Annotated in this window: 21 protein-coding genes and 1 pseudogene; 10 read left to right on the top strand and 12 right to left on the bottom strand. The window is 54.9% G+C overall.

Features of this window, described 5'->3' with window-relative positions; all coding sequences use genetic code 11:
* Nucleotides 1-9 precede the first annotated feature (9 nt).
* The 5 genes from LJE94_00455 to LJE94_00435 form a co-directional block, all read right to left on the bottom strand.
* Nucleotides 10-486 carry a FeS-binding protein gene (locus LJE94_00455; GenBank protein MCG6908574.1) on the bottom strand — a complete coding sequence of 159 codons (477 nt, stop codon included), beginning with the start codon at nucleotides 484-486 and terminating at the stop codon, nucleotides 10-12.
* Nucleotides 483-1,469 carry a 4Fe-4S dicluster domain-containing protein gene (locus tag LJE94_00450; GenBank protein MCG6908573.1) on the bottom strand — a complete coding sequence of 329 codons (987 nt, stop codon included), beginning with the start codon at nucleotides 1,467-1,469 and terminating at the stop codon, nucleotides 483-485. The genes LJE94_00455 and LJE94_00450 overlap by 4 nt, the downstream gene beginning before the upstream one ends.
* Nucleotides 1,470-1,633: 164 nt before the next feature.
* The gene (locus LJE94_00445) at nucleotides 1,634-1,828 is read right to left on the bottom strand and encodes a zinc ribbon domain-containing protein (protein MCG6908572.1); all 195 of its coding nucleotides are present in this window, start codon (nucleotides 1,826-1,828) and stop codon (nucleotides 1,634-1,636) included.
* A gap of 42 nt (nucleotides 1,829-1,870) precedes the next feature.
* The gene (gene trxA, locus LJE94_00440) at nucleotides 1,871-2,191 is read right to left on the bottom strand and encodes a thioredoxin (GenBank protein MCG6908571.1); all 321 of its coding nucleotides are present in this window, start codon (nucleotides 2,189-2,191) and stop codon (nucleotides 1,871-1,873) included.
* A 521-nt stretch (nucleotides 2,192-2,712) separates the two neighbouring features.
* Nucleotides 2,713-4,143, bottom strand: coding sequence for a sigma 54-interacting transcriptional regulator (locus tag LJE94_00435; protein ID MCG6908570.1), 1,431 nt, complete (start codon nucleotides 4,141-4,143; stop codon nucleotides 2,713-2,715).
* Between the two features lie 343 nt (nucleotides 4,144-4,486).
* Here LJE94_00435 and LJE94_00430 point away from each other — a divergent pair, with 343 nt between their 5' ends.
* The 5 genes and pseudogenes from LJE94_00430 to LJE94_00410 all read left to right on the top strand — a co-directional run bounded on the left by LJE94_00430 (nucleotide 4,487) and on the right by LJE94_00410 (nucleotide 9,200).
* A complete protein-coding gene (locus LJE94_00430; protein MCG6908569.1) occupies nucleotides 4,487-4,804 on the top strand; it encodes a hypothetical protein in 318 nt (105 codons plus the stop codon).
* 91 nt (nucleotides 4,805-4,895) lie between these two features.
* Nucleotides 4,896-5,216, top strand: a complete 321-nt coding sequence (locus LJE94_00425; GenBank protein ID MCG6908568.1) for a thioredoxin family protein — start codon at nucleotides 4,896-4,898, stop codon at nucleotides 5,214-5,216.
* A gap of 102 nt (nucleotides 5,217-5,318) precedes the next feature.
* Nucleotides 5,319-6,260, top strand: a pseudogene (locus LJE94_00420) (bile acid:sodium symporter).
* A 123-nt stretch (nucleotides 6,261-6,383) separates the two neighbouring features.
* The gene (locus tag LJE94_00415) at nucleotides 6,384-6,956 is read left to right on the top strand and encodes a universal stress protein (GenBank protein MCG6908567.1); all 573 of its coding nucleotides are present in this window, start codon (nucleotides 6,384-6,386) and stop codon (nucleotides 6,954-6,956) included.
* Between the two features lie 159 nt (nucleotides 6,957-7,115).
* The gene (locus LJE94_00410; GenBank protein MCG6908566.1) at nucleotides 7,116-9,200 is read left to right on the top strand and encodes an ASKHA domain-containing protein; all 2,085 of its coding nucleotides are present in this window, start codon (nucleotides 7,116-7,118) and stop codon (nucleotides 9,198-9,200) included.
* Nucleotides 9,201-9,332: 132 nt separating this feature from the next.
* On the opposite strand, the gene LJE94_00405 is transcribed toward LJE94_00410, so the two are convergent.
* The 7 genes from LJE94_00405 to LJE94_00375 form a co-directional block, all read right to left on the bottom strand.
* Entirely contained in the window at nucleotides 9,333-10,808 is a 1,476-nt protein-coding gene (locus tag LJE94_00405; GenBank protein MCG6908565.1) for a trimethylamine methyltransferase family protein, read from the bottom strand.
* A 22-nt stretch (nucleotides 10,809-10,830) separates the two neighbouring features.
* Nucleotides 10,831-11,811, bottom strand: a complete 981-nt coding sequence (locus LJE94_00400) for a GTP-binding protein (protein MCG6908564.1) — start codon at nucleotides 11,809-11,811, stop codon at nucleotides 10,831-10,833.
* A gap of 111 nt (nucleotides 11,812-11,922) precedes the next feature.
* Nucleotides 11,923-12,315 carry a hypothetical protein gene (locus LJE94_00395; protein ID MCG6908563.1) on the bottom strand — a complete coding sequence of 131 codons (393 nt, stop codon included), beginning with the start codon at nucleotides 12,313-12,315 and terminating at the stop codon, nucleotides 11,923-11,925.
* A gap of 352 nt (nucleotides 12,316-12,667) precedes the next feature.
* Complete coding sequence (locus LJE94_00390) at nucleotides 12,668-13,603, bottom strand: hypothetical protein (protein ID MCG6908562.1); 936 nt, start codon at nucleotides 13,601-13,603, stop codon at nucleotides 12,668-12,670.
* Nucleotides 13,604-13,700: 97 nt separating this feature from the next.
* Entirely contained in the window at nucleotides 13,701-15,083 is a 1,383-nt protein-coding gene (locus LJE94_00385) for a monomethylamine:corrinoid methyltransferase (protein ID MCG6908561.1), read from the bottom strand.
* Between the two features lie 196 nt (nucleotides 15,084-15,279).
* Nucleotides 15,280-15,909 (bottom strand): cobalamin-dependent protein, encoded by a 630-nt coding sequence (locus LJE94_00380; protein MCG6908560.1) that lies wholly within the window; start codon nucleotides 15,907-15,909, stop codon nucleotides 15,280-15,282.
* 259 nt (nucleotides 15,910-16,168) lie between these two features.
* Complete coding sequence (locus tag LJE94_00375) at nucleotides 16,169-16,894, bottom strand: GntR family transcriptional regulator (GenBank protein MCG6908559.1); 726 nt, start codon at nucleotides 16,892-16,894, stop codon at nucleotides 16,169-16,171.
* A 387-nt stretch (nucleotides 16,895-17,281) separates the two neighbouring features.
* Between LJE94_00375 and LJE94_00370 the strand changes: the two genes are divergently transcribed.
* From LJE94_00370 to LJE94_00350, 5 genes are all read left to right on the top strand, one after another.
* Nucleotides 17,282-19,312: a urocanate hydratase gene (locus tag LJE94_00370; GenBank protein ID MCG6908558.1), complete on the top strand. Its 2,031-nt coding sequence runs from the start codon at nucleotides 17,282-17,284 to the stop codon at nucleotides 19,310-19,312.
* A gap of 162 nt (nucleotides 19,313-19,474) precedes the next feature.
* Nucleotides 19,475-21,034 carry a histidine ammonia-lyase gene (gene hutH, locus LJE94_00365; GenBank protein MCG6908557.1) on the top strand — a complete coding sequence of 520 codons (1,560 nt, stop codon included), beginning with the start codon at nucleotides 19,475-19,477 and terminating at the stop codon, nucleotides 21,032-21,034.
* Nucleotides 21,035-21,068: 34 nt separating this feature from the next.
* Nucleotides 21,069-21,560, top strand: coding sequence for a 4Fe-4S dicluster domain-containing protein (locus LJE94_00360; protein ID MCG6908556.1), 492 nt, complete (start codon nucleotides 21,069-21,071; stop codon nucleotides 21,558-21,560).
* Nucleotides 21,557-23,623 carry a molybdopterin-dependent oxidoreductase gene (locus LJE94_00355; protein ID MCG6908555.1) on the top strand — a complete coding sequence of 689 codons (2,067 nt, stop codon included), beginning with the start codon at nucleotides 21,557-21,559 and terminating at the stop codon, nucleotides 23,621-23,623. Before LJE94_00360 ends, LJE94_00355 begins: the two co-directional genes overlap by 4 nt.
* Nucleotides 23,624-23,741: 118 nt before the next feature.
* A complete protein-coding gene (locus LJE94_00350; protein ID MCG6908554.1) occupies nucleotides 23,742-25,145 on the top strand; it encodes an MATE family efflux transporter in 1,404 nt (467 codons plus the stop codon).
* Nucleotides 25,146-25,226 lie beyond the last annotated feature (81 nt).

Below are 25,226 nucleotides of genomic sequence, written 5' to 3'. Positions count from 1 at the left end.
AAGAGGGTCCTATTTACTGACCAGCCAGCCTTTTTTGATGATGATGAAAACAATGCCGGCAACCATCAGAAACATCATGAAGGCCAAATGGGAGATGTCGATCACCATGGTAAATTTGGGTAAAAAAACCACATCCGGCAAATTTTTAAGGACACGGAAAATACCGGTAACCGCAATCAACGCCAGCAATGCAATCCTGACATAGGCCGCCCAGGTCAGCCGAAAGCGCTTACGCATCAATCCGAAATAAACGACCACGGCATAAACAAAAAATCCAAAGAGACTGGCGGCGCCTATATAATGGATATAGTGGGTGGTATAGAAATTCGCCAACCACGCCAACCCGGGAATATCGGCAATGTAGTAGCGTTTGAATATCGGCATCTGGCCGAAACCGGTCAAGCCCATGACAAACAGCAGCAGGAAATAAAACGGCTTGAAAAATCTTTGTTCGGCAAACGCTTTAGGCGTTGTCGCTAATGTCATGATATGTCTCCCGTTTTGTCATCAAGTTTTTTTGAGGCTTTGTAAACGCGCCCAACGGCTGCCGTCAGCCCGGCAAAAGGTGCTATCAGCATGGCCTTGGCCAGGTTGTCGGCATGCGCCATTTTGTTCTCGACCTTGTTGAAATGGGGGCGACCCGGACCTTTGCCAATGGCCTGGTTGAGGGTTTCGAAGGGAACCGGTGACACATACAGGGTGTTGGTGCCACCGTTTTCGGTCTCACCGTAAATGTAGACACCCTCTTCTTTTTTCAGTCGGTGGGCCTCTGCCACGATTTCATCCCTTGGCCCGATAATCTGCACTTCTTCTGGACACGCTTCGATACAGGCCGGCATCTCTCCTTCGGCAATGCGGTTGTAGCAGCGGTCGCATTTGTACATCACACCGTTGCCCGCCAGGCTGGGCAGGATATCAAGATAAAGTCCGACACCGGTTTGGCGCTGGGGAATGTCCCATGGGCAGGCCACCTGACATTTTTTCCCGCCCAGACAGATATCCGAATGAATCAGGGTGATCCCGTTTTCCAGTTTGCTTGCGGCGCCCCAGGGGCACAGGTCGGCACAGGGCGGATTCTGGCAATGCATGCATCTCCGTGGAAAGGAAAGCTCCGTTTCTTCGCCGTCCACTTCGACCGTGGCCCACTGGATGGTCAGCCAGTTGTAGGGTGTCAGCCGGTCCCGAACTTCCCGCCCCTCTTCGTCGGACCAGTCCGCCACCTTGACCCGGTTGGGATACATCTTGGGAAAAGGCTTTTCAGGTTCAGGGTATTTAAAGTCGTTGACCTCGCGACAGGCCTCCACACAGGCCTCGCACCCGATACATTTGCGGATGTCGATGAGAGTGGCCAACTCCTGTCCGCTTTTCATTCTAGCCGATGCCGGCAGCGGGACCTGCGATGCGCAGGTAGCGCAGGCCGCCACCAAAGACCCTTTTAGAAACGATCTTCTCGATATTTCTTTCGGCATGATAGCTCCTCGTTCAAATCGCTGATCAACGGGGCTTACGCTATTAGCCCCCTAAAATTGAATCCGATCCGTTGATCAAGTTGATTCCTGACAATTTTGGCCTGCTCGAAATAATACAGACCTTGATATTTTTTCCGGCAGCCCGCCGGCCTTTATCAGCCCGCTCACGAGAAGCCCGATGACGATCCGGAAACGCAGGCCCCCAAACCGGAACCGCTCATGAAACTGGTGGCGCTCAGCACGCGGGTTGTTTTTGTTTCACCGCATTCAGGGCATCGAATCCTTTCCTCGTCACCTTGAAACATCAACTTTTCAAATTCATGCTGGCAATTTTCACAACGATATTCATAAATGGGCATGTTACCATTCCTTTCTCGTTTTCATAAAAAAGCAATACAAAACTACTGCAAATGATTTTCGATGGCGCTTGCGAGCGTTTGGGCGCTTTGAAGGCCGACAAAGCGTTTAACTTCGACCCCGTCCTTAAAAAGCGCTATCGTGGGAATACTTTGGATTCCGAGCCTTACGGCTGTTTCCTGGTTTTCATCGATGTTCATTTCAGCCACGGTCGCTTTGCCCGCAAAGTCTTCCACCAGCTGGTTGATGATGGGCTCCTGGGCACGACAGGGCCCGCACCAGGGTGCATTGAAATCGATGAGAGTCACCCCTTTTTTAATTGAATTTTCAAATTCTTCTGCATTCGTCAGCTGTTTGGTTTCCACTTTTAAACTGCCCTCCTCGTTATCGGAATGCTAAAAAACAATTCAATTTTCATACCAACGAGGAGTTTAGCTGTCTTTTTTTTGGTTCCAAGAAGCGATTTTTCACATAATTACTTAATATTATAGATTTTTTATAATACAAGAGCCATCCGGCGACACCCACAAAAGGTGCGTTCTCTGTTAAAGGGGGAGTAACGGGTAACGTTAACCATGTGTTAACCATCGTCAGGTTTGCGGTCACCAGGCAGAATACGTTTAAAGAAAACGGCTCTATAACCAATAACAAGGTAAAAACCTGACAGCCGGGGGGTGATGCCGTCCCGGCCGTGAAACTGTTTGAGGTTTTTTAGCGTCCGTAGTGCCGAACGGCCTGAACTTATCCCAACATACCTATGCCGGGCTGAATACCGACGATATTATTTCCAAAGTTTAGCCCTGTTCGGCACTACGGACGCTTTGAGCCGAGTCTTTCACGGCCGGGAAGGCATTGTTCCTCGGCAATCGTTGTGCCCTATTTTGGGCTATAGATTCGAAAGAAAATGAGTTTCCTCCTCTTTTCGGAGAGGGATTTCCCATTTTTTCATATACTGCCAAATGGATGTACGGCTCAATCCCACACGGCGGGCGACTTCGGCCTTGTTCCACTCACATTGATCGAGGAGTTCCAGCAGAATCTGCCTGGAAAGTTTTTTTCGTCTTACGGGTGCCCCCGGTGGTTTGGGAACCGGTTGAGAACAGGCGTCGGAATAATCAGGCCGCCTGATTTCTATTGGCAAGTCCAACGATCCGATCTGGCCGTCGTTGCAAAGCACAAAGGCGTGTTCAATGGCGTTTTCCAATTCACGGACATTACCGGGCCAGGCGTAATCCATGAACAAACGCATGGACGCTTGGGACAGGCCTTTTATGGATTTATTTGTTTTGCCGTTCAGCTTGTCTATAAAATGATTCGCAAGTGCCGGTATATCTTCCTTCCTCTCCCTGAGCGGCGGCATAAAGACAGGAAAGACCTTGAGCCGGTAATATAAATCCTCCCTGAAGGTCCCCTTGCGCACACACTCCATCAGGTCCTGATGTGTCGCCGTAATCACACGAATGTCAACCTTGCGCTCCCTTGATTCACCGACGCGCTCAATTTTCCGTTCCTGCAAAACCCTCAGGAGCTTGACTTGGATCAGCGGGCTCAATTCACCGATCTCATCGAGAAAAACCGTCCCACCATCGGCCTGTTCGAACCGGCCGGCCCGGTCACGAATGGCGCCGGTGTAAGCGCCCTTGACATGCCCGAACAACTCACTTTCCAGAAGCGATTCCGACAGGGCGCTGCAGTTCACCGTTATAAACGGCCCCTCGCTGCGTTCACTGTTGTAATGGATGGCGTTGGCCGCCAGCTCTTTGCCGGTGCCGCTTTCACCGGTGACGAGAATGGTGGCATCGCTCGCCGCCGCCGCCTTGATGGAATCAAAAACCCTGCGCAGGGCGCTGCTTTTGCCGATGATGTTGCCCAGGCGATAAACATCCTTCAGCCGCAGTTCAGCCTCAAGTGCCTTTTCACGCGCTTTGTTGAGCTCACTCAAATCGGTTACCGTTTCGACCACACCGATGATGGCGTTGTTTTCGTCTCTTACCGCACTGGCATTTTTAATCACCGGAACATCATGCCCATCCTTGTGCCGTAATAGGCACTCCTTGGCCTCTGATTTTCCGTGCTCGACAATTTTACACTTCTCGATGTCGGACGGACAGCTTTTCCCAAAACAGCGGCTGCATTGCAGCAATCTGCAGGGTCGGCCCAACGCCTCTCCCGCCGTATATCCGCTGATACGCTCCATGGACCTGTTCCAAGATGAAATCCGGCCTTGGGTATCCATCGTAAAAACACCATCCGCCATGGAATTGATGATCTGGTTGAGAATCTGAAGATTCCAGACCTGATGCGTTTGTTCCTGCATGACGATGCACCTCCCTAATCGAAACGGCTTAACCGCATGCTGTTAATTGACAACAGTTGTATCATGAACACACTACCAGCAAATGTATATTAACGTTATATAACGTTGTCAATCCAAAATGGGTGTCAACTTAACACTCTCCGGTACCCCCATCTTCATCCGAATTCCGATAAGCGCAAATTTTGAATATCTTATTTCCCTTTGAATTAAAATAGTTACCACATTGGTTGAACGGCAAAACCTATTCTTGAAAAGTTTGGCACAGATGTTGATTTACCGCTTACTGAGTTCAATGAAATGGTTAATGTTGTTAACCCCACAACACCAACAAAAGGAGAAAATCATGAAAGCAAGAAACTGCTGCAGGACAATGGAAATGGAGTTAACCGGATGGAAAGCCATCGTCTATGACATTGCCCGTAAAATGGAAAGGCTGCCGGGTGGAGAAAAGGAAAAAATTTTACCCAACATCGAAGACCTGCACATGCTGGTTGAAGAAATGGACAGCCGTATCGATCAAATCAGGGAAAATTGCACGCCCGATACCGGGATGGATGACATCGTGGCGGAGCGCAAGGCTTTCGATGCCGCTATCTCTACGCTGCGGGTGAATGCCGAAGAGGCCATGAAGGGCCTTGGCGGTGGAGACTTCGGCGGATAACCCATTTTCATTCGGGAAAAAATAGACGAATGCGGCACCCGAAACCGGTGCCGCATTTTTTCACTAACGCATCCGGTAAGAGGTAACGGCCATGGCGACCCTTAAATTATCATCCCTTGAAAAATTTAAAACCCTGGTCGGACATGGCATCACCCTGGTTGATTTCAATGCGCCATGGTGTGCGCCTTGCCATGCCCAGGAACCGGTTCTCGATAAAATTGAAAAAATTTTTAAAGGCAAAGCAACCTTTACCAAGATAAACATCGACAAAAACCAGAAAGTGGCTGTCCAACTCGGGATTCAAAGCATCCCCACCCTTGTTGTTTACAGGGAAGGTGAAGAAATCGCCCGTCTGATTGGACTTCAAGATGCCCCTACCCTGCAACGCATATTAGCGGACATTGTCACCTAAACCGAGCGTTTCAAATTTTAGGAGTTGGTTATTTTCATTCACTCAGATTAGGTGTCAATTAACAACACATGATCTTAAAAAGTCACGGGAGATTTCGTTACGATGAACCTACTGACACTACTACAAAAAAATCTGGTGTGGGCCATTCCGATTTCCATGGCATTTGGCCTCGCCTTTGGCTATTTCTTCAACGCCGCGCCCCTTAAACAGGGTATCATTCCCGTGACCTTTATCATGGTCTACCCCATGATGGTCACCCTGAATGTCAAAAGCGTTTTCAAGGGAGAGGACTATAAACTTCAGCTAACCACCCAATTTATCAACTTCGTGCTCATTCCCGCCATTGCCTATTTCATCGGCAGACTTTTCTTCTCCGGAGGGCCGGAAAAATATGCACTTTGGGCCGTGGGGCTTTTCCTGATCGGTGTCCTGCCCACCTCGGGCATGACCATCTCGTGGACAGGGTTTGCCAGGGGCAACAAGGAAGCCGCCATCAAAATGGTGGTTTTCGGTCTGATTATCGGCGCCCTGGCCGCACCCATTTACACAAAGGTTTTCATGGGTGCTACGATCGAGGTAAACATGCTGCACATGTTCAAACAGATCGCGCTTTTTGTGTTCGTACCTCTCGTAGCCGGTCTTGCCACCCAAGCGATTTTCAGGAAAAAATTTGGTGAAATGACCTGGAATCAGCGCATCAAACCCAAATTCCCTCCTTTCTCGGCATTGGGCGTTGTCCTGATTGCCTTCGTAGCCATGTCTTTGAAGGCCAAAAGCATTATCGCCAACCCCGGCGACATTTTGAGCATTCTGGCACCGCTGGCTGTATTTTATCTAGTTTCATACAGCCTGCTATCCATAGTGGGCCGACTTTTCTTTCGGCGCGGAGACGCCATTGCCATGGTTTACGGTGTGGTGATGCGGGATCTCTCCATTGCCCTGGCCATTGCCATGACAGCCTTCGGTAAACAGGGTGTCACCATTGCCCTGCTGATCGCTCTGGCCTATGTCATCCAGATTCAGTCGGCCGCATGGTATGTCAAGTCGGTCGACTGGATTTTTGGCCGAAGCACGCAAAGGGCAAAGGGCGCCCGACCTGCTGAAATTGTCCAACCCGATACATTCGATACGGAAATGCCCGAGCCGTTGCCCCTGGAAGACAACGTCATGGTGCCTGCTATCAAACGCATTCTTTACGCCACGGATCTGTCCGACACAGCTCGCCACGCTGTCCGCTACGCCTGCAGCCTCGGCCACCAGTATAAAGCCGAGGTCACCCTGCTGCACATCATTCCGGACATCGTGGAAGAGATATCCATGGGAACGGGCATAAATCTGGCCGAACACATGGGAAAAAAAGAGTGGGAGTCTTTCAACATCAAAGGCATTGAAGCCGCCAAGAAAACCGTGCACGAACGGATCAGCGAAACCTCGCGCAAAGTGGCTCGTGAAATCCCCCACTGCCCGTTGAACGAAAAAAACGTGGAGATCCGTGTGGGCAATCCAGTGGAGCAAATCTTGACGACGGCGCGTCAGGGGAACTATGACCTGATCATCATGGGGACCCATGGCCACGGAAAGCTCGGCCAGGCCGTCATCGGCAGTGTTGCCGCAGACGTTATCCGCAGGTGTTCCCGGCCGGTCATGGTGGTGCGGTTGCCCGAAAACGAAAACACCGCCAACGTCATATCGCCGGCTGAGGAAGAACGTCCGACCAATAACAATAAAAAAGCAGCTTGATTTTAAAAGCCGGAGGCACAAGTGTCCATTATTGACAATTAATGCAATCGTATTACTATCTTGAAATGTGAAACGCTCGGTTTATCTCAACGCGGAAGGTTAAACTAAGTTGAGGTTAAACTTGATTTGACAGCCGAAACCACTTGCCAAGGATAAGAAATGGGAAAATGCATCAATCATCCGGATCGTGAAACCAATTACATGTGCTCCAAACACGGCACCTATCTTTGCGAAGAGTGTCTCGAATGCCGCGATCCCAATATTTACTGTAAATTCCGCAGCGCCTGCCCCATTTGGTATGAGCACAAACGCAAGCTGAGAGAGGCCCGTCAACAAGCGGCATTGGAGAAGGCAGCTGCCCGTCGGGTGACCTTTCAGCCTCAAGATACAACCGTTGAGGTCGAACCGGGATCGACGCTGCTGGACGCCGCCCAAAAAGCGGATGTCCACATCAACGCCTCCTGCAACGGCAAAGGCGCCTGCGGCAAATGCAAGCTGGTTTTGGAATCCGGGACTGTGGAATCGGAAGACACCCCCCTTCTCACGGCCCGGGAAAAGGAAAGAGGATATGTACTGGCTTGTCAGGCAAAACCGGGCGAAGAGGTCGTCGTCAGTATTCCGCCCGAAGCGGTGGAGCGAAAACTGAAAGTTGCCGGTCTCGGGAATGAATTGTCCGCCAAATTCAAAGGGCTGGTCACGGAAATCGACCCCATGATCAAAGAGATCAACTTGACGCTCCAGCCGCCGACCCTGGAAGACTCGGTCAGTGATCTGGACAGGCTCAACCGGGGCCTGAAAAAGGCCGGCTGCGATATCAGCCGTATGAATGTCGGGCTGAACGTCATGCGCGAGCTTTCCAATGCCATGCGCCACGAAAATTGGAAGGTCAAGGCAACGGTCATTCGAAAAAAATGCTCCAACGAAATCCTGAAGGTCGCTCCCGGCAACGGCAATGAAAAATCGCTGGGCCTTGCCGTCGACGTCGGCACCACCTCAATCGTCGTCTACCTGGTAGACATGGGAGACGGCTCCATTCTGGCCGCCACCTCAGGCCATAACAAGCAGGCCGCCTGCGGGGACGACGTGATCAACCGCATTATCTGTGCAGAAAAAAACGGGGTCAACAAGCTCAGCGGCATGGTCTTGTCCACCATCAACAACCTGATCGGCGAAGCGCTGGAAAGCGCCGAAAGCGACTACCGGCAGATTAAAAATGTCGTCCTGTCCGGCAACACCACCATGACGCATCTGCTGCTCAAGATCGAACCGCGCTACATCCGCCGGGAACCTTACATCCCCACTGCCTCGGAATTCCCCTTCTTCAAAGCCGGGGAGATCGGCATCAAAGCCGATCCAATTGCCGCGGTTTTCATCATGCCCGGTCCCGCCAGCTACGTCGGCGGAGACATCGTTTCAGGAATGCTATATTCCGGCCTTCACCGTGAAGAGCCGCTGACGTTGTTCATCGATGTCGGAACCAACGGCGAAATTGTGCTGGGAAACAGGGACTGGCTGATGACGGCGGCCTGCTCGGCAGGCCCGGCCTTCGAGGGGGGCGGCATCCGTTGGGGCATGCGGGCCGAGGAAGGCGCCATCGAAAAAATCACCATCGACCCCGACACCCGTGCGCCATCCTATGAAACCGTCGAAAATGCCCCCGCCAGGGGAATTTGCGGATCGGGGATGATCGACCTGATTTCGGAAATGCTGCTCAAAGGCATCATCGATCCCAATGGTAAATTCAAACTGGACGAGAGCCACCCGAGAATGAAGCGCGAAAACGATCAGAAAGCCTATATCATTGCCCCTATGCAAGATACGCAGATGGACGAGGACATCATCTTCACGGAAACCGACATCAACAGCCTCATGATGAGCAAGGCGGCTGTATATGCCGGCTTTACGGTACTGCTCAATCAGGCCGGCCTCGATTTTGCCATGGTCGACCGCATCTGGATCTCCGGCGGATTCGGGCAGTACCTCGATATCGACAAAGCCGTTACCATCGGACTGCTGCCGGACATCGACCGCAGCAAATTCAAATATCTGGGCAACAGTTCCATCGGCGGCGCATATTTGGCGCTGTTGAGCGACGAATACCGGCATGAAGCGCGTGATATCTCAAACAGCATGACCTATATCGATTTTTCCAGCAACAGCGGATTCATGGATGAATACACGTCGGCGCTTTTTTTGCCGCACACCAATATCGATGCCTTTCCCAGCGTGAAAACAGCAGCCTGAATTGGGGGTATGTGGACATCTAAAAGGATTGGGCGGCAGCAGCCTTTTCATGCTGTCTTCCTGCTAATACGGGTTGCCAAAAATGCGTTCCGATTGACATGGATGAAACGCAACAGAATTGTGACAATCGGTCTATGCGCCTATGTGTTCACCCTCGAGTTTTTCGAGGGCCGCTTGACGCAGCCGATCGAGGGTGCTGCGCACATCTTCGGGCAGCTTTTGCGGACGGTGGTTTTTAAGGAGCTGTTTGGCTTTTTCTACGGCTTTGGCACCCCACGTTTTCCTTCCCCGGGCTATCCAGGGTTCCAGGGTTTCACGGTTGAAAAGCTGCGGCTGCCAGTGCTCTTGTTTGAAATACTGCCTGGTCTGCGGCGTGGCGATATAGGCCCCCTGGGGTCCGACCTCCCGGATCACGTCCATACCGATGTGTTCCGCATCGATGTCAAAGCCCTCGATGACGCGGCGCACGTAGCTGATGATCTCGGCATTCATCACCAGAGCCGCCGGCGAGCCCACCAGCCCCTGTCCCATGTAGCCGACGTCGTGAACGAGGTTGGCCCCGTCCAGGCCCGCCGCGAGCAGGGAGATGGACCACTCCACGCCCGCCTGTTCATCCGGGGCGTGCGCATCGCTGACCCCGGCCGTGCCCCACATGGGAACGCCGTAGTAGTGATAGAGATCCGCACAGGCCGACAGGGCCAGGCGATATTCCGGGCAGCCGTAGACACACGCCGACGTCTTCATGTCCAGGGTGGACATGCCGAATCCTGAAATAATGGGAGCGCCCTTTTTCCGCAGTTGATGCATGACGATCCCGCTCAAAGCTTCGGCATTGCCCACCGTAATAGCGCCGGCCAGGGTCACCGGTGCGCTGGCCCCGGACATCATACCGGGCGTGTAACATACCGGCACGGCCTTGTCGGCACAAAAAAAGAGCTTCTGAATGGCACCGGAGGAATGCGTCAGCGGCGTCAGCGGCTCGGCGTAATGGATGTGGATCGGCTTGGCTTTCAACGCATCCTCTCCGCCCATTACTGCCGCCGCCATGGCGTTGATCACGGCAATGTCGGCCACTCCGGCCGCCGTGTAAAAGATCGGTTTGATGGAATTCTCCAGTTGGGTTTTAAAGGAGTCGATGTACATCAGGTTGGTGGGGGAATCGAAAGGCAGGGCGTAGGAACCGAGAAAGTCGATCTCCTCCAAAGCATCGGCCACGCGGGCGGCATTGGCCACATCGATAAGCTGCGATGCGCGCAATTCGCCGGTTTCCAGGTCGTACGTCTTGATCAGGTCCGTGCCCGGACCGAAATAGCTCTTGCGGCCCCCCAGATGCATGGCTTCCTTCCCCAGACGGTTGTAGATGGTAATCCACGAAGGCGCGCTGGCAATCGACGCCTCCACCAGCCGATTGGGTATCTTGACAATATTCCCTGACGTTACCTCGCAGCCGGCGCCGGCCAGCATGGCGACGGCCTCCGGAGCCATCACCTTGACGCCCACGGTTTTCAGCAGTTCCAGGGTGGCCGTGTGAATATGCTCGATCTGATCCGGGGTGAGCATCCTGTAGGTGGGCAGGCACTGCGACGTGACGTCTGTTGGCGTTACCATGGTATCATCCTCGATGTATTGATTACTTCTCCTGAAACAGGTCCTTGAACTCGACCTTCTCTAGTCGTTCCATCGCTTCAGGGGTTCCGATGAAAACCAACCGGTTCATGATGGCGGCCATGCCTGTCCTTGCGGCGACCCTTTCAAACCGGCTCTTGCCCATCACGCAGTTAAACAGATACACGCCGTCGCCGGCCTGAACAATCCCTTTGGCCCTCAGAATTCCGGCGGGCATTTTATCAACCATTTCGGCAAGGGACTGGCGGCTTCCGCCGGCCCAGGCGACCGTCTTTGACACCAATTGATCGGCCGGCATCATGGAGAGCCCGGGCGCTGCCATGAGGCCGTCAATGAAACGGTCAAGTTCCGCCGGGGAAATATCCGGCAGACGATCACCGCTCAAAAGGTCCCGGGTGGAAAGATAATTTTCCAGGGGGATGTCCGCATATCGGGTTTCGATGATTGCCGGCTCCGGATGGTGCCGTCTGACAATTTCCCGAACTCTGGCGACGGCAGCGGCGTCGGCTTCGTCGATTTTATTGATGATAAAAAGTGTGGCGCTTTCCAGCTGTTTTTCAACCGATGTGAAGGTATCGTAGACATCCTCGAAGTTGGCGGCATCGATAAGGCAGAACTGCTCCTTGAGCTGAAACCGGTTTTTAAAAATCGACAGCTCGAGGTCCTTTTTCACGTCCGTGGGGTTGGCCACGCCGGTTGCTTCGATCAGCAGGACGTCGGGACGCTTGTTTTTGGCGATATCCGCCAGCCCCCTGATGAAATCGGTTTTGACGCAGACACAGAAGATCGATCCCCTGCTGATCTCCAGCATGTCCAGATCCTCCCCTTCCACCAGAGCCCCGTCCACGCCCAGGTCGCCGAATTCGTTCATCAGGATCATGAGGCTACGATCCCTTGGGAACGCCTTGATGATCCGGTTCAGGAAAGTGGTCTTGCCGCTTCCCAGAAAACCGGTGATCAGAAACACATCGGTTGTCGCCCCCATGTTAATACCGCTCCTTCTGCTTTTCTTACCTTCTATAGCGGTTGGCTGCAGCCTCTCCGTCATCGCAGCCTTCAAGTCATCCCGCTTTGAAATGGCGTCGAAATATATCTCTCAGCGACCCGTACGCAAATTCCGCCCGGAACCGGCCTTGTCCAGGTTTGACTTGATGTTGTCGAAGTCAAAACCCTCGTCCCGCAGGGACAGGATGCGCTCACGCTGTTCACCTGAATGCGCTCTTTCGGCCAGGGCATCGATCAACTCCTCGTACTGGGGAATCATGCTCTGAAAAACCAGATCCTCCTCGATGCAGATGGTGGGAAGCACCTTGCCCTTGAGCCTGGTGAACATGGCGATGCCGTCCCTGGTCTTGATCGACCACTCTCTGTACGCAATCATCGCCTGCACGTCGGTCGGCAGCGCCGCGATGGACTCCATCATGTAGCCGCAGGCCGCACACTGCACACTGTCCAGGGTCAATACATCGATTTTGATTTTGTCATTCATCAGTCATTCCACTCCAATTTCCGAATCCATGGTGTTGACCTCATTTTATATACGTATGAGGATCCTATCTAAATTAATGGCTCTACCAAGATTATCGGTTAGATGAGCCATCAGGGTGTTTTTTCCGTCATCCCCGCAAAGGCGGGGATCCAGAAAGCGATTAGCTATTTGCCCTGGATCCCCGCTTTCGCGGGAATGACAAGGCTTTTAAGCTAAAACTCCCCCCACGCTTGAGCTAGATTTCTGTACTGTTTCATCCAACATCCGGATACTTCGGATAATGCTCATCAAACCACTCCCGGGCTTCGTAGGCCTGAATCAGATGTTCCGCCGGAACATCGAAAGGAAGGTCTCAGCCGGGAGCAAAGGTGTAGCCCCTGGTACCGCCGGCGGCCAGGCTTGCCAGCGCATCTTCCCTGGGGGACAGCAGCCCCAGACTGAGGGCCAGGGTCAGTTTCAAATTACCGCCAAAGCCCTTGTTGTATTTCATGGCGATGTCGCGGATGAAGTTCATGTTCATCTGCTCGTCGACGGCAAAGCCATGGGTGCCCGTCTGACAGACCTCTTCGATGACCTTGGTGCAGTCGCCGCAGATAAAAAAGGTCGACGTCTTGCCGGCCGCGTGAATGGCCGCTATCGCTTCTTGGCAGTTGGGTGTCACGAATTCCCGAAAGGTTTCCGGTCGAATCTGGGAGGCTACCGGGTCCACGATGGCGATGATGTCGCACCCCATTTCCGCATAGTACCTGACTGACTCGGCGCACAGTCTGCCGGCATAGGCGGTAACCGCATGGGCAAATGCCTTGTTTTTCTTTACAGCCGTGAAGATGCGCACGCCGGCCAGATGCGAGGCCAGGGTCAGGGGGCCCGCTGCCAGGCCGAGCATGGCGCAGTCCATTTCGTCCAGCTGCGGCTTGGTCTTGGCCGCTGCCTCGAAAATGACCGGCCAGCGTCCACTCTCCCGGGTAAAGAGCCCCATGCCCAGTTCCTCGGGCGTTTCTTTTTCACAGGGATGGGTTCTGACCGAAGGAACATTGTCCTCCCAGAACTCCAGCTCACAGCCCACAGCTTCGGCTTCGACCGAAAGATCGAACAACAGGGGAATGCCGTCTGCATGATAGGTGGCGGCGGCCGTCACGACTCCCTTTGCCAACAGGTCGGCATCCTTGAAAAACCGGTCCGCCTTTTCCTGGATCAAATAGGCGCAGTTGCATCCGGCATAGGGCAACCAGGGCGCCTTTTCGGTTTTTTTTCCGCGGGTGGCGTCGATCAACATTTGCTTAGCCATCTTTGTGTCCTTTGTGCCTTTGTGGTTCAGTGTTTTTCTTAAGCCTTCATCACGAACGCACGAAATATAAAGTTCATTTTGGTAATGCTTCTTTCGGTTAAAATGGAAATTCGATCCCCATGCCGGCAATTTCGTCCTTCACCCGGCGGAACATGTCGTAGTGCTCCTGGGTCGGCACCGCCTTGGCCACATCGTAGCATTCCTGATATTCCGATCCCATGGGCGCATCCGCTGCACTGTCTTCGTAGGTGGCCAGGAGCCGGTTGGCGATCTCGTTCACTTCGGCCCTGGAAAGTCCCTGCCGGGCCACGGCGTGCCCCACTTCCATACCGATGCGCGCTTCCAGGGGCGTGGCCCGGTTTCTGTATTTATTGCGTGCAGAAGCCATCTCCCACAAATGCCAACCGGTTACCGTGGACACCATGGCGTGCACGGCCGTTTCCCTGAACAGCATCTCCGTCATGGGGCCCGCATTGGCGAACCCGTTGGAGGTCTGCAAAAGCCGGCTGTTTCTGGCCAGAGCCTGGCCGGCCATGGCAACGGGCCACAACAGCTCGCGGGTGGTATTGGAGCCGTAGTTCAGATGAAAGGGAAAGTGCTGGTTGAAAACGGCCCCGTGGATTACCAGACCGATGAGGCTGTACGCCACCGTGGTGACGGCCGTGCCTTCGGACCCGCCGCACCATCCGCCGTAAATCGCCCCGGTCAGGTTGCCGGTAAAGCATCCGTACTGCGCGTAGTGCAGGGAACGGTTCAACAAGGTGTCCGCTGTCTTGAATTCGGTCAGGGATCCCACCAGGCGGGCGTCTGTTTTCTGAACCCCCCACTCATCGTTGGAGACCGCGATCTGTCCGCTGTCATGCTCGGCGGTGCCCACGGCCACCATGAAGGTTCCGGGACGACCCAGCAGCCTTGCCGCCATTTTTTGGTTGTAGATATGTTGAATGCATCCGCTGATTTCCGTAGGACCCGAAGAGGAAATCAGGTGACCAAACGTCTCCTCCAGAATCGGCCCGCAGATACCGTCGAGGAGCGGTTCTTTGAGATAGGCCATGCAGATGGACTGGTGGTACTGCTCGTCGCAGGTGATGTCCGGGCTCATGATGCAAAAGGGTGGATCCGTGTCCTCAACCTGGCGGTGTTTCCACAACACGGCATCCTTGCCCGCACCCACCCAGTACTGATCATGGGCCATGTACAGCGCTTCGCGGATTTCCTCGTCGCTGACCTGGATGATGCGGTGGGTATCGGTGTTGTAGTAGCCCACCTCCCGGAACAGATCCCAGGCCGCCTGCCAGATCCGGTCGGCCATGTCGTCATCCGTCGGGCAGGGGTTCGCGGGATCGTACTTGATTTCGTACTTCTTGATGAGCTTTTTCAGCGTGGGCGTAAAAAGCCGCGGCAGGAAATCATCCTCGTCCATAAAGGGGCCGGTCTGGGAACGCTCCAGAATTTCCCAGTGCCTGTAGGCTGTGGTCATGTTACATCTCCTTGTAATAATTCTCGGTCAATGTCACGAGATCTGATATTATCCTTTTTCATACTTTGACAAAAAAAGGACCCAAGGGATCAAGGGGCCGAGGGAAAAAAGGTCATAGCTTATAGCTGATAGCATACTATGAGCTATGATCTGTCAGCTAAAAGCTAATTTCTATTTCACTCGAATCCTTGAATCCTTAGTGAAGTAGATTCACCAGCAATTCCGGTATATCCTTTGCCTCGCGGCAATAGAGATCCGCGCCGATCTGATCGGCCCACATTTGGGAGGTGGGTGCGCCGCCGATAACGACCTTGAATCGGTCCCTGATTCCTTTGGCTTCCATGATCTCGATGATCTCCTTTTGACGCGGCATGGTGGTGGTCATCAGGGAAGACGCGCCGATGACATCGGCACCCATGGCTTCTGCTTCCTTGATGAAGGTAAGCGGATCGACATTGTAGCCCAGGTCCTTGACCTCGAAGCCGCTGGTTTCCAGAATCAGCTTGGCAATGTTTTTGCCGATCTCATGCAGGTCACCCTTGACCACACCGATCACGATCTTGCCCTTGACTTCCTGGCCGCCCACCGCTTCAAGATAGGGGGACAGGACTTCGACCACACCGGTCAGCGCCTCTCCGGCCAGCATGATTTCGGGTAAAAAAATCTCCAGTTTGGAAAAAAGGTCCCCCACATGGGCCATGGTCCGGGTCATTTCGGCAATCATTTCAAGCGGATCCGTACCATCCGCCAGCAGTTTCCCTGCCAGTTCCTGTGCTGTCTCGGTTTCACCGTCTTCCACCAGCTTGCTCAATTCCTCCAACGACATTGGCTGCCTCCTTTAGATTATCCCAAGTTGAGCGATCGGTGCAACGTAAGCATGACAACCACTATTAACCCAAATTTTTTCAGGTACGTCTGATTGTCGATGGCATTTGAATCCGACCATAAACTTGTATATACAAGTTGACGCTTTTGCCTGTCAAGCCGTAACTTTTGCATTACAAAGCAGCGGCCACCCGCCGATCGCTGCTAATCACAGGTGCCTGCCTATTCGGCGGTGCGCCTTTCGAGAAAATGTCGCGGTTCTAGAAAAAATCCGCTGGGTCGAACTGAGGTGAAAAGGTGTCCCTGAAGGCCATTTCACCCCGCATGGTGTATTCCACATAGGTAACCGGATCGTCGCCAGAGTAGGTCGTGCGCTTGATGTGGAATGCCGGATAGCCGGCATCCACTTGAAAAAGGGCGGCGGTCTCTCTGGAAAGGACAATCGCCTCCATGCTCTGGCTGATCCGGGTCAGGGGCAGCTTGTACTTGTTGATGAGAATGCTGTGGATCGATGCATTTTCCAAATCTTCGAAAAGAATCCCGGCACAAATATCCGGAAGCAGATAGCGGATTTCATAACGAACCGGTTTTTTATCAAAATACCACAACCGGCGCATGATGATCACCTGACCGTCCGACTGCAGTTTTTCGGCCACATGCGCCGGCGGTTCGACCACCCCGGCCTCCAGGACGTCGGTGGTAAGTTCCACATTGAGATCGTCGGCCCACCTTTGAAACGGCCGCACCTTGAAAAAACCGGTGGTGTAATGCTGCCTTTTTTTTACGAAAGTGCCCTTGCCCGGACTGCGCTCCACAAAGCCTTCGCGTTCGAGGGCGTCAATGGCCTTGCGCGCTGTCATGCGGCTGACGCCGAACCGCCGGGCCAGCTGATTTTCGGAAGGAACGGCTTCGGTAAAATGGCGCGCCTTGATGCCCTTGACCACATAGTCCTTGATCTGTTCATATTTGGGATATCGTTTTGCCATCGCCACCCGCTTCCATCTGCAGCCAATCAATATGAGCGTTCCACATTTTAAGAATGATCTAAATAAACATGTTTTCCAACTTTCTTTCCCACCCTCAACATTGTAACGATGAGAATAAATTCGTGTTGACAACCCCGGGGGATTGATGAAACATACAGCTTGTATATACAAGTCTCGGCGTTCCAAGATCAAGATCATTTTTATGGCTGCAGGAATAACGCCATAAAATGAAGCCGGAAGGCCGGCTGTAATTGAATTTTTAAAAGGATCATACTATAGCCTAAATTGAGTAGGTATAGGACACATCAACCCCACAGTTGCAACCCTGGGGTCAGCGTTCTCCGAACGATTATCGAAGACAGACCGGTTCTTGATGGAGGTGTTCCCATGACCATGCCAGCCGACGACGATAACGTGACCCGGTTCCAACTCGCTCCTGTCCTGCCCGAGCACCCCGAATTTGCCCCGGGCATCCGCCGGGCGCCGGATCGCGGATTCCGCCTGAGCCAGGCCCAAACGGAGACGGCGCTCAAGAACGCCCTGCGGTACATCCCCCCCCACCTGCACGAAAAATTAGCCCCTGAATTTATGAAGGAACTGACCACCCGGGGAAGGGTCTACGGTTACCGCTTCCGGCCCGCCGGCCCGGTCAAGGCCAAACCCATCGACCAGTACCGGGGCCGGTGTCTGGCCGCCAAGGCCTTCCAGGTAATGATCGACAACAATCTGGATTTCGACGTGGCCCTCTACCCCTACGAGTTGGTCACCTACGGCGAAACCGGCAGCGTTTGTCAGAACTGGATGCAGTATCGCCTGATAAAGATGTACCTGGAAGCAATGACCGAAGACCAGACCCTGGTGATGGCTTCCGGGCATCCCTTGGGCCTCTTCGAATCGCGCCCGTCCAACCCGCGGGTGATCATTACCAACGGCCTCATGGTGGGCATTTATGACAACCTCGACGACTGGGAAGTCGCCGCCCAGATGGGCGTGGCCAGCTATGGGCAGATGACCGCCGGCGGATGGATGTACATCGGCCCCCAGGGAATCGTCCACGGTACCTACAACACCCTGTTGAATGCCGGTAGAATCAGGTTCGGCCTGGGCAGAGAAGCCAGCCTCAAGGGGCGACTGTTCGTTTCTTCCGGCTTGGGGGGGATGAGCGGGGCACAGCCCAAGGCTGCGGAAATTGCCGGCGCCGTTTCCATCATCGCCGAAGTGGATGCGTCCAGAATTCAGACACGTCATTCCCAGGGTTGGGTCGGCCACGTTACCACAGACCTTGCCGAAGCGTTTGCCACGGCCCGCAAGGCATTGCGGTCAGACCGTCCCGCATCCATCGCCTTTCACGGCAACATCGTCGACCTTTTAGCCTACGCCGTGGACAACAACGAAAAGATCGACCTTCTATCGGACCAGACCTCCTGCCATGTCGCCCACCATGGGGGATACTGCCCCCAGGGCATCTCTTTCGAAGAAAGAACGCGGCTGTTGGCTGAAGACCGTGACACCTTCTGCAAGCTGGTGGATAAAAGCCTGTGCCGCCATATCGACCTGATCGAAACCCTGACAGAACGGGGCGCCTTCTTTTTCGATTACGGCAATGCCTTCCTCAAAGCCGTCTTCGATGCCGGCGTCACCCGCATCTCCAAAAACGGTGTGGATGAAAAAGACGGCTTCATCTTCCCGTCTTACTTCGAGGACATCATGGGGCCCCGCATCTTTGACTTCGGCTACGGCCCTTTTCGCTGGGTATGCCTGAGCGGCAGACACGACGATCTCGTCAAGACCGACAAGGCCGCCCTGGCGTGCATCGATCCCGACCGCAGATTTCAGGACCGCGACAACTGGGTCTGGATCCGGGATGCCGAGAAGAACCGCCTGGTTGTGGGAACCCAGGCGCGCATCCTCTACCAGGATGCCGAAGGGAGAATCAACATCGCCCTGAAATTCAACGCAATGGTGAGAAGGGGCGACGTGGGGCCCATCATGATCGGAAGAGACCACCATGATCCGGGCGGGACGGACGCCCCTTTCCGTGAAACTGCCAACATCAGGGACGGCAGCAATGTCATGGCCGACATGGCCACCCACTGTTTTGCCGGCAACTGCGCGAGGGGGATGTCCATGGTGGCGCTGCACAACGGCGGCGGTACGGGAATCGGCAACGCCATCAACGGCGGTTTCGGTCTGGTGCTGGACGGCAGCCAGCGGGTGGACGACACCATCCGATCCGCCATCTCCTGGGATGTTATGGGCGGCGTGGCCCGGCGTAGCTGGGCCAGGAACGCCAATGCCATGGAAGTCAGCAAGGCTTTCAACCGGTCGAACCGGGGGGTGGGCCACATCACCGTCCCTTTTGTTGCACGGGACGATCTGGTCGAACGCCTGGTGGATGAAAGCTTTAACAGGAAATGAGCGCAGAACATTGAAAAAAGACAGAGGTCGGTTATAGTGTTTGTCCGAATAAGGCTCCGTATGCCCTAAGCGGGTGGCGGGTTCATTTTTCAAAACACCATATCAAACCGAGGCATGGCCTGTGCCCGCCGGATTCTGGTCAAAGAAAATTTGGGGTGTCATATGAAACCCGTCATCATCGACAAGCAAAAGCTGACCCTCGACGACGTCGTCGCCATTGCCCGCTTCGGATGCCCGGTGAAAGCCTCTTCCAAAGGGGGGCAGCGCGTTGAGCGTACCCGCCGGCTGATCGACGGGTGGATCAGGGAAAAGAAGGCGATCTACGGCATCACCACCGGATTCGGCGCCTTGTGCAATGTCCCTATTTCCGCATCCGACACGCGCCGGCTGCAGCACAAGGTCATTATGAGCCACGCCGCCGGCATCGGAGCACCCCTGCCGCAGGATGTGGTGAGGGCCGTCATGGCCGTGCGCCTCCACGACCTGTTCATGGGGTATTCGGGCTGCTCCTTGAAAACCCTGCAATACCTGATGGCTTTCTTAAATGATGACGTGACGCCCGTGGTCCCGGAAAAGGGATCCGTGGGAGCCAGCGGCGACCTGGCGCCCATGGCCCACCTGGGGCTGGTCCTCCTCGGCAAAGGGGAAGCCTTTCATGGTGATGAGCGCATGGACGGCGCAAAGGCATTGGCAAGCATCGGCCTGGAACCGCTGGATCTGGCTGCCGGTGAAGGCCTGGCCCTGATCAACGGCACCCAGGTGATGACCGGGATTGCCAGCCTGGTGGTGCATGATGCCATCCGCCTGGCCAAACTGGCCGATATCGCCTGTGCCATGAGCCTGGAAGTGCTCATGGGCAGCAACTCGGAGTTCGATCCGCGCATCCATGAGATCCGCCCGCACCCCGGCCAGGTGGCCTCGGCCGACAACCTGCTGCGACTGACCGCTGAAAGCGAAATTATCCTCTCCCACGCGGGGTGTGCCCGTGTGCAGGACGCCTATACCCTGCGATGCTCTCCCCAGATCCACGGCGCCAGCAAGGATGCGGTCGTGCATGCCCGCCATGTTGTGGACATCGAAATCAATGCCACCACCACCAACCCCCTGGTTTTTGCCGACACACGGGAAATCCGCCTGGGAGGCAACTTTCACGGACAGCCCATCGCCATGGCGGCCGACTACCTCTCCATGGGCATCGCCGAACTCGGCAATGTGTCCGAACGGCGCACCGAGCGCATGGTCAATCCGCAACTGAGCGAACTGCCGGCCTTCCTCGTCAAAAACGGCGGTCTCAACTCCGGATTTATGATCGCCCAGTACACCGCTGCAGCGCTGGTTTCGGAAAACAAAGTGCTGGCCCATCCCGCCTGCGTGGACTCCATCCCCACCTCCGCCAACAAAGAGGACCACGTCAGCATGGGCACCATCGCCATCAGGCAGTGCCGGGAAATCCTGGACAATGTCGAGCATGTCATTGCCGTAGAAATGCTCTGCGCGGCCCAGGCCTACGACCTCCTGACGGAAAAGAAAAAACTCGTCTGGGGCAGAGGAACCCGGGAAGCCTACCGGATCATCCGGGAACACGTGTCTTATCTTGACAAAGACCGCGAACTGGGGCAGGACATCGATAAAATGGTTGCCCTGATCCGCACCGGGGAAATCATCGAGACGGTGGAAAAAGCCGTGGGCAACCTCGAGCTTGTATCGTTTTTCAATAGGTAGATCCAAACCGGATGATTTCGGATAGAAGCGCTATATGAAAATTGTAACCGTAGACCTCGACAGGTGCATTGCCTGCTTGAACTGTGAGCAGGCCTGTCGGTTTCATCGAAGCGAACGGCACGCCGGCGAAACGGCCAATATCTTTGTCAGTGTGGATATGCAGCAACGACGCATCTTCGCCGGCACCTGTCTGCAGTGTGCCAACGCCCTTTGCCTGGCCGTGTGCCCGGTGGATGCGCTGTCCCGCGATCCGCTGACGTCGGCCGTCCTCGTCGACCGCAGCGTGTGTATTGCCTGTGGCATGTGCACCGTCGCCTGTCCCTTCGGATATATGGATCTGGATACCGTTTCCCGCCGGGCCACCAAGTGCGACCTCTGCGGGGGCGATCCCAGGTGTGTTCAGGTGTGCATGGCCGGGGCCCTCCATTTTGACAGTCTGCAATCAATTGCGGAACGCAGGAAGAACCATCCCGAGGTGCACCTGGGGCTTCGCGCGATTCCCGACGATGGGGATGCCCTGCCGTGACCCACAGCGCCGTGATCGAAAAAGGGACCCTTCCGACCCTCTGCAGAATGTGCAGCAACCGCTGCAGCATCGTCCTTCATGTCGAAAAAGGGGAACTGGTGGACGTGCGTCCCATGGAAGGCAACCCTGTCAACAAGGGCAAAATGTGCCCCCGCGGAAAGGCGGCCCTGGACATGTTTTATCATCCCAAGCGCCTCCTGAAGCCCTTGAAGCGGCAGCCCGACGGATCATTTGCCCCCATCGACCGGGAACGGGCCCTGGATGAAATCGCCGCAAAAACCCTGCAGATCAAGAATCGTTTCGGCGCCCGCAGCATGGGGGTATGGAAAGGCGAGGCCGTCGGTTTTCTGCAGCAGGAAGAATACGTCCGAAGATTTGCCCACGCCTTCGGCACACCCAACTACTTTTCCAATGACTCGGCCTGTTACAACGGCCGTTTTCTCGGGCATCACCTGGTCGTCGGCTTCTGGAATCCCTTCCCATATTATGCCGAGGCGGACCTGATTCTGCTGTTCGGCACCAATCCGCCGGTGTGCCACACACCATTTATGGGTGAGTTTACCGATGCCAGGGCCAGGGGCGCCAAACTGGTGATGATCGACCCGCGGCTCAACCCCATCGCCTGCTATGCCGATGTTTTTGCCCAGCCTATTCCCGGCACCGACGGCGCCCTGGCCTGGGGACTGATCCGAATCCTCATCAATGCCGGAGCCTACGACCACGAGTTGGTCGAGACATACAGCACCGGGTTTGAAGCCATTGCCCGATACGCCCAGAAATTCACACCCGACCTGGTGGAGCGTGAAACCGGCGTCTATGCCGATGTGGTCGAACGCATCGGTAACCTGGTCATCGACACCCGCCCCAAAATCAGCCTTTACATGGGGGCCGGCTTGGAACACCACGACAACGGCGTGAACAACGCCCGCGCCCTGGCCATTCTGGCCTGTCTCACCGGAGCTTTGGACATCCCCTGCGGTCTCATCTGGCCCGAGGAGATGCCCAGAAACCGGCTCACCCTGTACGATGAAAAGCCCCTTGACCATGAAATGCCTATCGGGAAGGACCGCTTTCCCATCCTCTATGAACTGCGCAGGGAGTGCCACACCATGACGGCCATGGATGCCATGCTCGGGCACGGAAAATATCCGCTGAAAGGCCTCATTCTGACCGGCGCCAATCCGGCAGTGACCAACCCCAACACCACCAAGGTGGAAAGCGCCCTGAAACGTCTGGACCTGCTGGTGGTCAACGACCTTTTCATGACCAAAACCGCCCAGCTGGCCCACTACATCCTGCCGGCAGCGACGTTCCTGGAACGGTCGGAAGTGCACATCGATCCCAAATACCAACGCGTCTATCTGACCAGAAAGGTCGCCCAAATACCGGGCATCGAGGATGAATACACTCTCTGGAGGGACCTGGCCTTCCGTCTGGGCTTCGGGGAGCGGTATTTTCCCTGGGAGGATGAAACCCGGGTGAACGCCCATATCCTGGAACCTTCGGGCATCTCCCTGGAAGAGCTCCAGAACCATCCGGAAGGCATTCAGTACCGCCCCCTGACCTTTAAAAAGCACCTGTCCCGCCCCCTGCCCACACCGTCCGGTAAAATAGAATTTGTCTCCGCCTACCTTCAGGAAAAAGGCCATGCCGGTATTCCCGAATATGTGCGGCCCTATCACCTGCGCCACCCCTCCAAAAACTACCCGCTCCTGCTGACCACAGGCGCCCGCAAAACCCTGCTTTACCATTCGCGGCATCAGAACCTTAAACACTTTCGCAGGGTCCACCCGCTCGCCGAAGTGGAGATCCACCCCGAAGACGCGTCCGATTTGGGCATCGAAAACGGCGATCAGGTGCGCATTGTCTCTAAAATAGGCGCGCTGTTGGTTCCGGCCAAAATCGTTCAGGCGGGGGAGCTTCGAAAAGGCGTCGTCGAAATGTATCATGGCTGGGAAGAATGGCGGATCAATTTTACGACCATGGACATGGTCAATGACCCCATCAGCGGCTTCCCTCTGTTGAAAGCGGTGCCGGTGAGAATCGAGAAAGCAGGAAGTTAAAAATGGAACCGACCCTGAAAACGACTTTTCAACAACAGCTCATGGAGGCCGTTTACCGGCCGCACATGACCGGCGCACACGACCGGCGCGTTCGACCACATCGAGGAAGGAACCCCCTTTGTCCGTTATCGATCTACTTAATCATCGCTGGAAACGGTCCCAGGGCTATCGCCAGGTCCTGGCGATCAGCCTGCCACTGATCGCCTCCATGGGCACCATCACCCTGATGCAGTTTACCGATCGGATTTTTCTGGCCAACTACAGGGTGGAGGCCATCAGCGCCGCCCTGCCGGCCGGCATTCTTTCGTTTACCCTGATCTCTTTCTTCATGGGGGTGGCCAGCTACACCAATGCCTTTGTCGCCCAGTACACCGGAGCAAAAAGGCTGGAACGCGTTGGTGCGGCCATATGGCAGGGGGGGTATTTCGCACTCATATCGGCATGCATCCTGGCCTCGTTTTACTTTCTTTCAAGGCCGCTATTCGCTTTAATCGGGCACTCGCCCCCTGTTCGGGAACTGGAGATCGCCTATTTCAACATATTGACTCTGGGTGCCGGACTGGTCGTGTTAAGCTCTGCCTTGTCCTGCTTTTACACCGGTCGGGGCCTGACCTGGGCGGTCATGTGGGTTCATCTGGCCGGGGCCGCGCTGAATATCCCGTTAGACTACTGCCTGATCTACGGCGTGGGGCCCTTTCCCGTCCTCGGCATCGTCGGGGCGGCCATCGCCACGGTCTCGGCATCCGCCCTCATCAACATTATCTTTATCCTGCTGATCTTCAACCGTCATAACCGCAGCCAGTTTGGAACGTGGAGAAACAGACGCTGGGACGGGGACCTTTTCGCCAGGTTGATGCGCTACGGACTGCCCAGCGGCGGACAATTCTTCCTGGAGATATTCGGTTTCGCCTTTTTCATTCAGATGCTGGGGCGCTTGGGCGACCTCGAGCTTGCCGCCAGCAACATCGTGCTTTCCATCGAATCGCTGGCCTTTCTGCCCATGTTCGGCGTTCATATCGCCACGACGACGCTGGTCGGGCAGGCCATCGGCAGCGGACAGCCGGATGACGCCGTGATCGCCACCACCAGCTCGCTGCACATTGCCATAACCTACATGGTCCTCATGGTGGCCATTTTTACGCTTGTCCCCGAGCCGTTGCTCGCCCTATTCGAAAACAACCATGTCGATCCGGCCCTTTCCGGCCGGATCTCGAAACTGGGCATCGTCCTGCTCCGATTTGTGGCCCTGTTCTGCCTGTTCGATGCCATGAACCTGGTTTTCTCGGGAGCCTTGAAGGGGGCCGGCGACACGCAGTTTATCCTGGGGACCATTGCGGCATTGTCTTGCGGCGTGATGATTCTACCCATCTACCTGGCGATAGAAATTTTCGAGGCAGGCATCTATACTGCCTGGGTGTTGATTACGCTCTATATCGCCGCCCTGGGCGTGGCATTCTATTTGCGCTACCGTCACGGGAAGTGGAAAAAAATGCGTGTCATCGAGGCGGTAGCGGCAGCATGAAGCCGTCCCTCCCTCTGAACACCCAGATTTCACAGAGATTCCCGATAAGCCGGAAATTCCACTATCGAATATCTAAATCCT

This window comes from Deltaproteobacteria bacterium, assembly GCA_022340465.1.
GTDB lineage: Bacteria > Desulfobacterota > Desulfobacteria > Desulfobacterales > B30-G6 > JAJDNW01.
This window is presented reverse-complemented; position numbering and strand designations above follow the sequence as displayed.